The organism is Sphingopyxis panaciterrulae (genome assembly GCF_014199295.1).
GTDB classification, from domain to species: domain Bacteria; phylum Pseudomonadota; class Alphaproteobacteria; order Sphingomonadales; family Sphingomonadaceae; genus Sphingopyxis; species Sphingopyxis panaciterrulae.
This window is the reverse complement of record NZ_JACIJH010000021.1, coordinates 35,397-47,481: the sequence shown is the minus strand read 5'-3', so window position 1 is coordinate 47,481 and position 12,085 is coordinate 35,397. Positions and strand designations below refer to the sequence as shown.

Below are 12,085 nucleotides of genomic sequence, written 5' to 3'. Positions count from 1 at the left end.
CCTGCGGCAGCCCACGTTCAATCAGGTGCGGCGCTCGCCGGGCCGCTTTACATCGAGGCTAGCACCAATCCGCGGAGCGGTTCGTGCAACGGCCACATGCGATCATTGTGTTGAGGCCGCTAAGCGAAATACTCGGTTGCCTGCGGATGGCCAGCTAGCTGAGGCGGTCGATAGGGCCGCGAACATTCGGGATCAGGAACGGCTGATGCTTTAAGCCTTTCGACGACAGTCGGATGCAAGCTGAACTCGGACTCAACCAAACGCGGGAGGCGTTTCCATCTTTTCCTGAAGAACCATCGCTTCATCATCCAGACCTCGTCGTGTTGCAGTCCGAGCGGATCTGGTGTGGTGACGAGAAATTCTTTCCGGACCTGTATGGAGGGAATGCAGGCTTTGAGTTCGCCGACCATCCACTCAAGTGCAATATCGCTCAATCGCGATTCATCCTCAGGATAGCTGCCGCCCACATCGCTGTGGCAGCCGGCAAACCAAATCTGTTCGAGCCATTCCGGCTTTTTGCCTCTATTTTCCTCCACTGCAGCGAGCGTCCCCCATCCGACGCGGGGGAAATCGGCCCTGTTTTCATCAATCGAAAGCGCGTGGCGCGCAAAGCCGACCTTGGGCGAAAGCCAGCGGTCGTAATTTTCCTTACGCCAGTATGCACGGTGCGTGTTGCCAATGATGCGCGGCCAGCTGCGCGGATCCCATAGGTTGAGTGGCGTATCCGGGTTCTGCTCGAAATAGCGAATCTGAATTTTGACCGTCCGCGCGTATCCTATGAGCGCGGCGCCGGTGAGGAGACCGAAGACCAAGCTCCAAGCCCCGTGCCAGCTGAAAATGATGCTTGCAGCGAGCAGAAGCAATGTGGCGGCAAACACCCCACGGACCAGCCAGATTACTGCCGCGTTCTGCAGCGCGGCGACAGTGTCGAAAACGCCGACAAAATCGGGCTCGACATTGCCGCGCAGATTGTCGGAACCATCGCAGGCTGTGCATCCATAGGTGACGCGAAACCGCCGCCCCTTTTCTTCGCGCTGACGGAAATAGGGCTGCTTGTCGCGAGGCTTCCCCGTGCCATGACTATAGACCGATTTAACCGCCTCTGTCGCCACAGCGCGAAGTGCCGGCCCATATCGTGGAATTGGCGCCCCATTCGGAAGCTGGGTCGGTACCCCGCACAAGTTCATCATATTCGCGAGTGCGCGCACCGTATAAGCACCCCGAGAGAAGCCGATCAGAATGATGCGATCGCCCGGCTCATAGTAGGAAATGATCTTGGCGTAGCAGTCGATCATATTGTCTTCGATACCCGCCCCAACTGCCGCCTCGAGGACGCTTTTGATCTTCGAGGGCGTTACCCCATCGATTTCACCGGCGCCCAGCCCGGGATCGTAATAGGTGACCTGATCGCGATAGGAGATCGGAGAGGATGGCCCAGGCCGCATCGCACGATACATTTTATACACGTTCGAAAGCCGTTGATCGGGGCGCAGACCGCCGATCTGGCCGGTCCCGTCGGCAAAGATCACGATATTCTTCATGTAACCGCCCCCTGCATCGCCATGTTTCGTTCCCGCGAACTTGTTAGTCCTTCGCGTCAATCCACGGCTGGATTGTAATCCGCCGTCATTGCTCCGCTGCCGCCGATGGTGATCACGATATTGTCGCAACCGCCCGGCGTTTCGTCAGCATCGGGCCCGATCTTTCGCGTGCGCATTTCGCAGGAGCCCATTTCGTCGCCGGTACGAAAGAGATCGCTCTTGTCGGTGCGCAGCACTTCTCCGCGCTCTTGGAGTTCGGCGACGATCTCGTCGTCGGGAAGCCGCACGCGCCGGTATGGATAGGGGCCCGACGAGACTGCGTAGATCGAGGCACCGACCGCATCGAGAAAGGCGCGCCGCGACGACGTCAGGCTACCGTGATGGCCGACAATGAGGACGTCTGATTTGAGGTCGGCGGCGCAGCAGGCGATGAGCTTTGCCTCGACGCTTCCGGACTCGGGCGGCTCCGACGGCGGCTTGCGTTCGCCGCCTTCGGCATCGCCGGCGAGCAGGATGCGCCGGCTCCCGAGGTCGAGCCGGACGACAACGCTGTTCTCGTTGGGATCGGAATGATTGGCGGGGTCGCGATAGAGAAATCTCATGCGCGCGCCGACACCGAGCGAAACGGGCGCCGCGTCCATCATAGCGCTTTCGCGCACCGTCACGGCGCCGTTACAGCCGCTGCCCGTGAAGGTGACACTCCGCGTCGCATTCGCTGCGATCGCGTCATGATATTGCGCCCCCGGTTCGGACATCGCGGCCTTGAGGAAATGGCAGTAGCCATCGGTCTTGTTGACGCGCCCCGATTCCCAGACATGGCCGACCTCGAAGCGGCGGAAGACGTCGGGCATCAGTTGGAGATGATCCTTGTGCGGATGGCTGAGGATCAGATGGTCGATGCGCGCAAGGCCGGGACGCACGGCTTCGATATAGGCGACGACACGGTTTTCGTCGCCGTCGTGGAGATCATCCTGGCTCCCGGCATCGTAGAGCAGCGCGAAATCCCGACCCTCGACGAATATGGCGAGCCCGGTGCCGACGTCGATCACATGCACCTTGTAAGCCGCGCCGGTCAGGGCTTCGCCAGGCGGGGTGCCGCCGATCACCAGCGTCCATGCCTTGCTGACATAGCCATGCGTGCCGTCGGGCAGCTCGACGCGGTACCAGCCGCTGACTTCCCCGACGAGCCGCGCGCTGTCGCCGGGGCGCAGGCGGCCGAGGATGGCGGTATCGGTCGAAGGTCCTTCGCGCACGAGCACCGCGCTCGACACGCGCTCGCTCGGCACGATGTCGTCCGCCGCCGCGCGCGAGGCGCCGAGCAGGCTGAGCAGAAGCAGGATGCAAAGTGTCAGCGCACGCATGGCATGTCCCCCTATTCCCCGCTCCCTTCTTTAGCGCGCGGAGAGCGCGGCGGCTATGTCGCCGCCCAGCCGGTCGCGATGCAGGAAATCGCGCAGATAGCGCTCCATCTCGCCGATCCCGCGCTCGCTCAGCGCTACGCGGACGATGCCGTCCTCCTTGACAGATGACGACCGTATCACCAGCTCCTTCTCGATGAGAAGGGCGAGCCAGCGCAGCGCGGTGGTGCTGGCGGCCCCGGCGGCCGCGCAAAGCCGGTCGACGGCGACCGGCTGCCCGCGGTGCTGCTCGATGTAGAGATCGAGCAGCATATCCCACGCGGGTTCGGCGAAAAGATCGTAGCGGATGAGGCTGTCGCGGCGCCGGCGGTTGTGAAACTCGCTTTGTGCGATGGCCGCGAGCTGATCTTGCTCATTGCCGCCGAGGGGTGGCGGGATGCCGCTGGCCTCGATCCGCCCGGGCTGGTCATGCTGCGACGTCATAGCAGACCCCTTTCGCGCATGCTGACGATATCGGCTCCGGCAACGATGAGATGATCGAGAAGCTGGACGCCGACCGCCTGGGTCAGTTCGGCAATCCGGCGCGTCAGCCTTATGTCTTCCGCGCTCGGCTCGGCCGACCCCGACGGGTGGTTGTGCGCGAGAACGACGCCTTGTGCGCCAACGTCGAAGGCCCGGCCCAGAAGCCGGCGCAGATCGCCCTCGACATGACTGGTCCCGCCCTGTGCGAGCATCTCGTCGGCGAGATAGCCCCAATCCTGCGCTACGAAGGTCGCGTGCAGGCATTCGGTGGACGACTTCGCGATGATACTGCGCAGATAATCGCGAAAGCGGGGATCGCGAACCGAGACCTGCGTTCTTGCGACCTGCTCGCGCAGCCCGGCCTTGATGAGCGCGCGGGCGGCGACGATCGCGCTCACCAGATCATCGTCGCGGCCGAGCGCGGCGGCGAGTTGCCCGGGTGAAGCGTCGAGCGCGCGCCCCAGGCTTCCGAAATGTGCGATCAGCCGGACGGCGGCGTTATGCGCGCGGTCGCCGGCGAAGGGCTCGAGGAGATGCGCCACGATCGGTATGGCCCGTGGCGCCGCGTCCGCACCGCATGACGCCAGATGCCGCCCGCCAGAATCAGGAGCAGGGCGTAATAAGGGACATAGTTCATCAGGAAATAGGCGAGTTCCGCAATCTTCCGACTCTCCTCGCGAGCGAAGTGCGAAACGACCGAGACCAGCTGAAACGCCGATAGCCATAGCGGATAGACCCTGTTCGCCTTGAGCGCGACGCCGATGAAGACCGCCGCGACGAGCATATCGATGATGAGGTGACCGATATCGACCGATCCGTAGATCGTCCCGCGCCCAACGAGGGCATGATAGATGCGGTCCGCAACATTCATCGCGAGGAGCGCCGCCGCGCAGATCCGTTCGGGACCGGCTCCCCAGCGCAGCGCCGCCACACCGAGAATCGCGACCGACAGGAAGTTGAAGGACCAGATCCAGCTCACTTAGTGAAACTGGCCCCGCGCGGCGGCGCCGTCAATCGTCAGGCAACCGCCTGCCTCCCCTCCTCTTCGACAGCGAAGACTTTGGTGTCGTCGTGACCCGGCATGCCCGTGATCAGCGTCTTGTCGGCGACGAGCGCATTATGCGTGCGAAAGACATCGTTGGCACCGCTGATGTCGGACTGGATCGCGCGGCCGAGCCGGATGATCGCTTCCTGGCCGACGTGCGGCGCGGGGATATCCTCGATCTGGCGTGCCCGCAGGATCGCGCTCATCACGTCGAGCTTGGCGAGCAGGCTTTCGTCGGCCTTGGCTTCGGCCGCCCGGATCTGGTTGCGGATGCGCATCATATAGGCGGGAACCGGTGCGGTCGGATTGGAAATGGTCATTATCGTCCCCCGGCCCATGCGCTCGCGGCCATGGGCTCATCAGCTTGTCGTCGATAAGGGCGGCTAGCTGCCGAGCGCTTCCGTGATCGCCTGCGCCGCGGCAAGGCCGAGGATCAGGCTGGCGATGAGCGCGAACAGGATGATCGCGATCGCCGCACCACGGGTGAGCGCGGCATTGTCACCGTCGAGCACCCTCGGGACGACCCTTTGCTCTTCCGGTCTCGTCCAGGGCGCATCGATCGTCATCTCGAGCGAGTCCTTGAAAGCGAGACCGGCCTTGGGGTCGTCCTGGGGCTCTCCTTCCGTGCCGCGCGGGGTTTCGGCGAGATCAATTATTTGCTTGGTAGGTTCTACACATGCGGCAGCGCCGACTATCTGATGGAAATCGCTCGGTCTTTCACGGTAGCGCTGCGCGAGCTGCGCGCGCGTGATGCCGCCGAAACGCGACCGCAATATCTCGATATGGCGGTTGACCGCCGATTCCGATGTCCCGAGTTTGGCGGCAATTTCCTTGCTGGTGAGGCTTTTTGCCAGAAGGCCGAGAACCGCCGCCTGCTTTTCGGTCAGCAATTCGAATTCGTCGGGCTTGGATTTCGAGTCATTATGCGTCGGCATCGTGCCGCCATATTAACCATAAGTTTCCGCTACGGCAAAAGACCGTTGTCCGTAATCGGATGGAGATGTTGCCAATATGGTGATGATCGTGCGGGGCAAGGTGATTGCGCAAGTGGCGCGCTGCGTTTCCTATTTTGCGAAAGCGGGCTTTCCTACAATCTTGCTTACTGTCATCCTTGCCGCATGAAGGAACGGGATTCGAGGAAATGGCGCGATCGCGCAGTCGCGATCGAATTTTGGATCGCCACGATCGTGGTCGGCGGCTCCTTCCTCGTCGGCGTCTGGCAGATGGTGCGCCGCTTGTTCTAGCCCCGCGTCCATGCGGGAAGAATGGACGAAGAGATCGGACGCCATGTCGCCTCAAGAGCATGTTTGGGCCTGCGCGCTCGCAATCGAACGTCAGCATAGTACTCGGGCCGCGGTTGTTGTCGCCGAACGGATCGGGGCGCTGGCGCTCGCCGGCGACCGCGAAGGCATCGCGATGTGGAAAGCCATCGCCGCCTGCCTCGACGAACTGATCAAGGCTCAAAATGAGACACAAGGCCACTGAATCTACCGCTTACCTCATCCGATAGGGTCATTTTGGTGAGGAAGATGTTTTCGCTTGCCGCTTAGTTTGCTATCTGCCGCGCGCCTCGCCATCAGCACTTGGCTGGTCTGGACGAGAGGCCGACAAGGCGCAGGGCATTATGGCGGAGGATATCGAGAGGTTGCGGGCCGTCCGCGCGATCCGCGATACGCTGGTCGAGCAGATGCTTCGTCTCGACAAGCTGGGCGACAGCCGCACCGCGGCCGACCTCAGTCCGGCGATCGATCGTCTCAATCGCGAACTCGGCGAAGCCCCGAGCGAAGAGGAAATCGAGCGGCTACGGCGCAATCTTTTCATGAATTGACGCTGCGCGGCGCGTGTCTCCGGCGCGCGTACTGTTCAGATGCCGGGGTCAGTCCTCGAAATTGTCGAAATATTCGTCGAGCCGGCAGCGCGTATCGTCGGCGAGGCTCACGATAATCCGCCGCCCGTCATCAGGATCGGCAACGCGCACGAAGCGCCCGTCCTCGACCATCGTCTTGATCCAGCGCAGCGCCGTCGTCGCCGGAACCGCCGCCGCGATGCAGAGGCTCGATACCGATATTTCGCGCCGTTCATAGTGCGCAGCATAGAGATCGAGCATCATGTCCCAAGCGGGATCGGCAAACAGGTCGGACGGGAAATGCTGTTCGCGCTGCCGGCGCTTGCGAATGAGCCTGCGAACCAGCTTCGCGCGGCCGCTGTCGAAACCTCTGGGACCAGCATCGCCGTGCCGGCCATCGACGGGAGCGTGCGCGAGGCTTCCGAATGAGGGTCTTGTCGCGGGCTCGCGGTGCGCGTGTCCGCTGTGATGATGGTCCGCTGCGAGCGGTTGGAAGGAAGCGCCGGCAGCGGATGGAATGGACACACCTCCCATCAGCCTCCGCACCATGAGTTCGAGTTCGTCGAGACGCGCGTAGAGATCGCCATCCCGCGAGCCGGTTTCAGTGCCTATGTCCCCCATGCGTTGCCCTTTCCCCCGAAATGACGCAGCATTTATGTCCGATTTCTAGCATGGTTTCTGCGGCGTTTACATCCATTCTGGCGCGATCGGCGCCAAGCGCGCCAGCCGCCGGCCTGAGATGCCCGGATTTTCCCAGCGCAAATAAGCGGCTATTTGGAACACGCTGCAATTCCCTATGGCTCTCGAACATGCGCGCGAAGCCGCCATGAGATCAGCGATGGTCATGAGAACTGTGCCAACTTGCCACCGGATCGGCTGCGGCGTCGCCGCGAAATGGAGAGATTCTCGATATCGGCGTTAGATCGGATCGATCCGTGCGTTGTGCTGCGGCCCATTTCGAGTCCGTGCGCTGGCTTTGCGAGTCTCCAGCCGTGCTTGTCGCGGCATGACCTCGCACATCTTGCGTGGATTAAATTGATGTAATTTCCCGATCGCGCCGTTGCGGTGGCGCCTGCACGGCGTCCGGATGGTCGAAGGCTCCATACGGACATATTCGGCTGCCCGCCTTGGTGGCCGATCATCGCCCGGCCGACCCTTTCCTGTCGTCCACTCAATTACCATTGATATGCCCTGGTATTGATCGATTGCTTTCTGGTTGCCTGCTGACGCTCCCTAACAGGAAAGGAGAGGCAATATGTCGCCAAAGGAGGGAAGTTCTTTTCCAATTGGTCGCGCGATCTTAACGGACGAGGAGTTTGCGCAGGTGATCGCATCGGCGTTGAAGGTCGAATTTGGATCGGCGCGAAACGGCGCAAAGATCATTACACAATGGACGGGCGTGAGCGCGCGCACGGCCAAAAACTGGCTGAGTGGGACGAACGCCCCGAGCGGAGTTCATCTCGTTTTGTTGGCGCGTGAGTCTAACGCTGTCCTGAAAGCTCTAATGCTCATGGCAGAGCGGCCCGAAATGTCTCTCGGGGCGAGCCTTTTGTCGCTCAAGCGGCTTCTGGCCGAGACGATGACGGCCTTGGATCAAATGATATGAATTTAACGGCTCAATTTGTACATATCGGACATTCTGGACAAAATGGGAGTTTGATCCTATATCGGTTCTGGAAGGAACGACGAACATGGCGACTCAGTTTCAGAATGCCGATGCCCGTGCCGGTCTGCGCCGGTTGGTGGCGAGCGAAGTCAGCGAAGCACTGACGCGCCAGCCCGGCCTTGCCAAGACAGTCGCCGCGAACACCGCGCAGATTGTGGCCGCCGTTGCGGCGGCTGTCGTTGCGCTCCCCCCCGCGCAGCAGAAGCGGCTCAAGAACAAGAGCGCCGATGTCGCCGACATGATAGCCGCGCTGGCGCGCGATGATGCGCCAGCCGGACGGCTCGTCATTCCCGACCCCACCAAAGTCGAACCGCGCAAGGGCGCTGGTTTTGGAGAATTGATCGACCTTGAGGAAGGTCGCCGCCGCCTCTCCGACTATGCGACTAAGGCGCCGCTCGAAGAATGGGCCGGGCCGGTCGCCGGTTCGAGCGCGCTCCATGAACGCGGCATCGCCCGCTCGACTCTTCATGACTGGCAGAAGCGCGGACAAGTCGTCGCGCTGCTCGCCGGCGCGCGCAAGCACGCTTTCCCGCTCGAACAGTTCGTGGACGGCCGCCCTGTCGAGGGCATTGCCGATGTTCTCAAGATCGTCGGCCATCCCCGCCGCGCCTGGCTCTGGCTCGTCCAGCAAAGCCCGCTGCTCGCGAACAAGCGGCCGATCGACCTGCTCAAGCAGGATCGCAAGGATGCGGTCGTCGAAGCGGCCCGGACCATCTTCGAGCATCCGTGAGTTTCGATTCGGCGATATTGCGCGAGCTGGCCGTCGCCATCGATGTGACCGGCTATCTCCGGGTGATGGAAGCGCGGCATCGCGCCACGCCGACCGGCATGGGTCATGGCGAGACGCGCTTCTCAAGCCCGAACCACAGCTTCACGATCTTATATGCCGCGCAAGACCTCCCCACGGCGCTTGCCGAAAAGGTCATTCGCGATCGGTTCCAAGGCAGAAAGAAGCGTGTATTGCTCGAAGCCGATCTACAAGAGCAAGTCGTCGCGCAGATGGTTTCGCTCGCGCCGCTCAAGCTGCTCGACCTCCGCACAAGCGGCGCGAGCCGACTGGGTATTCCGACCGACGCCGTGCGCGGACGGGCGCAGCAAGCCGGACGAAAGTTCAGCAAGCAACTCTATGACCGCACGGATTTTGATGGCATTGCCTATATGTCGCGCATAACCAATGCCGAATGTGTCGCTATCTATGATCGCGCCGTCACATCGAAGCTCGATCCCGCCTGTCCCGTTGTCGAACTGCTCCGTATCGGCGGACTGCAATCCGCGTTGCAATCGCTCAACGTGCAAATCAGGCAATAGCAACAAGGCAAGCTGTTCACGAAATGCTCGGTCCGCTGCGCTGCCGTCCGAACGTCCAGCTTATGCCGCCGTCACGCACGATGCCCGATACGCTCTTGCCGATGTGCCGCTCCATCACCGGACGCCACGGAACCAGAACAAAATCGCGCGACCGTTCGATCAGCGCATGACGCCCGCGTGTCATATCGACGGCGCGGACTAGCTGACCCTGAATCGGCTCCTGCGGTTTCGCTTCGGCGAAGGGCTTGCCGACCTCGCTCGATAGCTGGTCCGCGACGCGCAGCAATTCGCGACGTTGGAGCGCGGCGAGCATATTGCGGCGATAGACGATGCGCCCGTCCTGTTCCTCGGCAAGCTGCTCGGCGACCAGCCATTGCCGCCGCACGGCCTGTGCAGCCCGAACCTCGCGCCCGAAACCGGCGTCGCGAAGCGGCGCCGGGGCATCGGCAACCAATTCCCGGTCGAGCCACGTCGCGGCCTCGGCCCCCGGCAGCTTGTCGAGCGGCAACGCCGACAGCGTTTCGACGGTGACGGGACGGTCGCGAAGCTGGCGTGCCTCGAACTGCTCCACCTTCTCCAGATGGTCGGGCGTGATGATCCAGCTCCCATCGGGTTCGCGCTCGACGCTGCGGGTCACGCGCCGCATCGCTTCGAGCCTGCGGACATGGGTTTCGGAAAATGGTTCGCTCGCGGTCGGGTCGTGCCGCAAATGCCCGTCGATCGTGTAGCGCCCACCATTGGCGGCGGCGACTTCGGCAATCGTGCGGTCGACGGAGCGAACACCGCTGCTGCTGCGCGGCTCGATCTGCACGATAGCATCTTTCGGAATCGGGCCGACGGCCTCGCCCCTGCCGATCTCGGCATAATGGATGCGCCCGTCGATCGCCTCGACGACGATATAATGACGGTCGGCATATTCATCGGACAGCCCGCGCTCGACGATGCGGCCGACAAGCGGGCGGACATCGGGTGCGGTCGGATCATAGATGACTTGATCGACCAGCGCGGGCGCGTTTCCGCGGGCCGCATAGGCACACTGCATGGTGCGGATAATATCGCCCCGCTCGCCCATGCGGCGCAGCGTGTCGGCAAGATCGGGGGCGAGCCGCCAATGCGCCGCGCCGTGGCGGGTCGCCAGCCCAAGCCGTTCGAGCTTCTTGAGCCGCCCCATGCGGACAGCCTGATCGAACGCCCCGCGCGCGTTGGAACTGACAAATATGTCCTTGTCGGCCTCGCGCAGCATCGCACGGTCGATGCTGGTCAACCGCTCCTGCTCGACCTCGATGCGAAGACGCTGCTCGATGGCGTGATCGGTGCGCGGGCCAAGGTCGAGGTCGACCAGCTCTGAGGCGCGTTCGCGCAGGCCGTGGCTGATATAGTCGCGCGCGATAATCAAATCCTTGCCGCGCTCGTCCTTCCCGCGCACGATAATATGGGTATGCGGGTGGCCGGTATTGTAGTGATCGACCGCCACCCAATCGAGTTTGGTCCCCAAATCCTCTTCGACGCGCTGCATCAGTCGCCGGGTCAGCGGCTTGAGGTCGTCATATTCCATGCCATCCTCGGCGCTGACGATGAAGCGGAATTGATGGCGATCGCCCTTCGCCGGTTCGAGCCAGGCATTACGGTCCACCGCGTCGCTGTCGGCGCTATAAAGTTGCCCGCGCCCACCCTCGCGCGTCGTGCCGTCGCGCTCGACGTAGCGCAGATGCGCCTTGGCAACGTCGAACCCGTTGCCGCCGAGTTTGGCGGTGCGAACTTTGACGATCACGCGCCGCTGGCGAAAGGCGGCGAAGCGGTCCCGCGATGACAGGACGCGCCCGACGCCGGCGCCGCGTCCGATGCGGCTGCCGGTGAAAGCCGACTGCCGCGCGCGACCGGGAGCGCTGCCGCGCGCGAGATTGGCGGCGGCGATCACACGCGAGAGGAACTTGCGCGGGCGGGGCTTCTGGCCCTTGTTGCCGATGCGGCCAAGCCGCGGTTCAAAATCGTCGCTGGTGGGCATGATCGGCGCCTTCGATAGGAGAGAAAGCCCGATCATGCGCGCGGCCCGGAGACATGAAAATCGGTGCCGCCGAATAGGACGGAAAACCGCCAATTCCCGGTGTTTTGGCACCGTCGCCAGCGCGGCGGCACCGTTTCCTTCTTTCTAAAAATGATGTGCAGACAATAGCTTAGGCACTGTGCGCATGGGCGGACAGTGCCGTAGCTTTATATCTTGCCCTGCGCCAGTCCCCTCCCCCACCGCCATTCCCGCCTCCCCCTGCGATCAAAAAAGGGGAGCGACGCCCGCCGACGCCACTCCCGAAACCTGCCCCAAGGGCCGCCGGATCATCGATGCCGACAGACCTGATCGTCACATTGCTGCGCCCGGTTGCGCCGCTTCCATTGCGTTTCGATTGTCCGCAATTCGGCCTCGATCTGGCGCCGCTCGGCCGCATCGTCGCACCATGAAAGCTCCGCGCGCAGTTCCTCGATTTGCTGTTCGATCGACATGGTTCATCTCCTCATCTTCGTGAAAGATGAAGCCTCGCCCGGCGGCGGGCGGGCTGGGTCCAGGACCGCAAAGCGGCCGCGCAGCGGGCGATGGGGGTGCCGATTTTGTTGGCGGCGGAGTGGAGCGAAGCGCAGCGGAGGCGGCGGCAAAATTGGGGGCACCGTCGATCCTTGACGCAGCCCGTTCGCCGCCGGATGCTCGGCATAGCTGAGCGGATTTCCTCCCTCCCGTATCGCTCCCGGCGCTGATTTCGTCCCCGAGACCGCCGCGGCAAAAGCAAAGAAACGCCCCGCGCCGGATGA

General features: G+C 62.7%; 16 protein-coding genes. 6 read left to right on the top strand and 10 right to left on the bottom strand.

The genetic code is table 11. The annotated features are described in order from the left end of the window. Nucleotides 1–119 precede the first annotated feature (119 nt). The 7 genes from FHR21_RS19655 to FHR21_RS19625 form a co-directional block, all read right to left on the bottom strand. Nucleotides 120–1,541 carry a DUF2235 domain-containing protein gene (locus tag FHR21_RS19655; protein WP_184101450.1) on the bottom strand — a complete coding sequence of 474 codons (1,422 nt, stop codon included), beginning with the start codon at nucleotides 1,539–1,541 and terminating at the stop codon, nucleotides 120–122. Between the two features lie 56 nt (nucleotides 1,542–1,597). After that, complete coding sequence (locus FHR21_RS19650) at nucleotides 1,598–2,902, bottom strand: SH3 domain-containing protein (RefSeq protein WP_184101448.1); 1,305 nt, start codon at nucleotides 2,900–2,902, stop codon at nucleotides 1,598–1,600. Nucleotides 2,903–2,932: 30 nt separating this feature from the next. Continuing rightward, nucleotides 2,933–3,382, bottom strand: a complete 450-nt coding sequence (locus FHR21_RS19645) for a hypothetical protein (protein WP_184101446.1) — start codon at nucleotides 3,380–3,382, stop codon at nucleotides 2,933–2,935. Beyond that, nucleotides 3,379–3,963, bottom strand: coding sequence for a JAB domain-containing protein (locus tag FHR21_RS19640; protein WP_184101444.1), 585 nt, complete (start codon nucleotides 3,961–3,963; stop codon nucleotides 3,379–3,381). The genes FHR21_RS19645 and FHR21_RS19640 overlap by 4 nt, the downstream gene beginning before the upstream one ends. Continuing rightward, the gene (locus tag FHR21_RS21255; protein WP_184101442.1) at nucleotides 3,903–4,400 is read right to left on the bottom strand and encodes a hypothetical protein; all 498 of its coding nucleotides are present in this window, start codon (nucleotides 4,398–4,400) and stop codon (nucleotides 3,903–3,905) included. The genes FHR21_RS19640 and FHR21_RS21255 overlap by 61 nt, the downstream gene beginning before the upstream one ends. A gap of 38 nt (nucleotides 4,401–4,438) precedes the next feature. After that, a complete protein-coding gene (locus FHR21_RS19630; protein WP_184101440.1) occupies nucleotides 4,439–4,786 on the bottom strand; it encodes a hypothetical protein in 348 nt (115 codons plus the stop codon). Nucleotides 4,787–4,849: 63 nt separating this feature from the next. Continuing rightward, nucleotides 4,850–5,356, bottom strand: coding sequence for a response regulator transcription factor (locus FHR21_RS19625; protein WP_184101438.1), 507 nt, complete (start codon nucleotides 5,354–5,356; stop codon nucleotides 4,850–4,852). A gap of 228 nt (nucleotides 5,357–5,584) precedes the next feature. On the opposite strand from FHR21_RS19625, the gene FHR21_RS21135 reads away from it, so the two are divergent. From FHR21_RS21135 to FHR21_RS19615, 3 genes are all read left to right on the top strand, one after another. Continuing rightward, a complete protein-coding gene (locus FHR21_RS21135) occupies nucleotides 5,585–5,710 on the top strand; it encodes a hypothetical protein (protein ID WP_276569305.1) in 126 nt (41 codons plus the stop codon). Nucleotides 5,711–5,720: 10 nt separating this feature from the next. Further along, a complete protein-coding gene (locus tag FHR21_RS19620) occupies nucleotides 5,721–5,951 on the top strand; it encodes a DUF6961 family protein (RefSeq protein ID WP_246427353.1) in 231 nt (76 codons plus the stop codon). 139 nt (nucleotides 5,952–6,090) lie between these two features. Beyond that, nucleotides 6,091–6,294: a hypothetical protein gene (locus FHR21_RS19615; protein WP_184101436.1), complete on the top strand. Its 204-nt coding sequence runs from the start codon at nucleotides 6,091–6,093 to the stop codon at nucleotides 6,292–6,294. Between the two features lie 48 nt (nucleotides 6,295–6,342). On the opposite strand, the gene FHR21_RS21365 is transcribed toward FHR21_RS19615, so the two are convergent. Beyond that, nucleotides 6,343–6,933 carry a hypothetical protein gene (locus tag FHR21_RS21365; RefSeq protein ID WP_184101434.1) on the bottom strand — a complete coding sequence of 197 codons (591 nt, stop codon included), beginning with the start codon at nucleotides 6,931–6,933 and terminating at the stop codon, nucleotides 6,343–6,345. A 634-nt stretch (nucleotides 6,934–7,567) separates the two neighbouring features. Here FHR21_RS21365 and FHR21_RS19605 point away from each other — a divergent pair. The 3 genes from FHR21_RS19605 to FHR21_RS19595 all read left to right on the top strand — a co-directional run bounded on the left by FHR21_RS19605 (nucleotide 7,568) and on the right by FHR21_RS19595 (nucleotide 9,286). Continuing rightward, nucleotides 7,568–7,918: a hypothetical protein gene (locus tag FHR21_RS19605; protein WP_184101432.1), complete on the top strand. Its 351-nt coding sequence runs from the start codon at nucleotides 7,568–7,570 to the stop codon at nucleotides 7,916–7,918. A gap of 85 nt (nucleotides 7,919–8,003) precedes the next feature. After that, nucleotides 8,004–8,708: an antitoxin Xre/MbcA/ParS-like domain-containing protein gene (locus tag FHR21_RS19600; RefSeq protein ID WP_184101430.1), complete on the top strand. Its 705-nt coding sequence runs from the start codon at nucleotides 8,004–8,006 to the stop codon at nucleotides 8,706–8,708. Further along, nucleotides 8,705–9,286 carry an RES family NAD+ phosphorylase gene (locus FHR21_RS19595; RefSeq protein WP_184101428.1) on the top strand — a complete coding sequence of 194 codons (582 nt, stop codon included), beginning with the start codon at nucleotides 8,705–8,707 and terminating at the stop codon, nucleotides 9,284–9,286. Before FHR21_RS19600 ends, FHR21_RS19595 begins: the two co-directional genes overlap by 4 nt. A gap of 16 nt (nucleotides 9,287–9,302) precedes the next feature. Here the strand turns inward: FHR21_RS19595 and rlxS are convergent, their stop codons facing one another. Next, nucleotides 9,303–11,291, bottom strand: a complete 1,989-nt coding sequence (gene rlxS, locus FHR21_RS19590) for a relaxase/mobilization nuclease RlxS (RefSeq protein WP_184101426.1) — start codon at nucleotides 11,289–11,291, stop codon at nucleotides 9,303–9,305. A 326-nt stretch (nucleotides 11,292–11,617) separates the two neighbouring features. Then, nucleotides 11,618–11,782 (bottom strand): hypothetical protein, encoded by a 165-nt coding sequence (locus tag FHR21_RS19585; RefSeq protein WP_184101455.1) that lies wholly within the window; start codon nucleotides 11,780–11,782, stop codon nucleotides 11,618–11,620. Nucleotides 11,783–12,085: the final 303 nt, after the last annotated feature.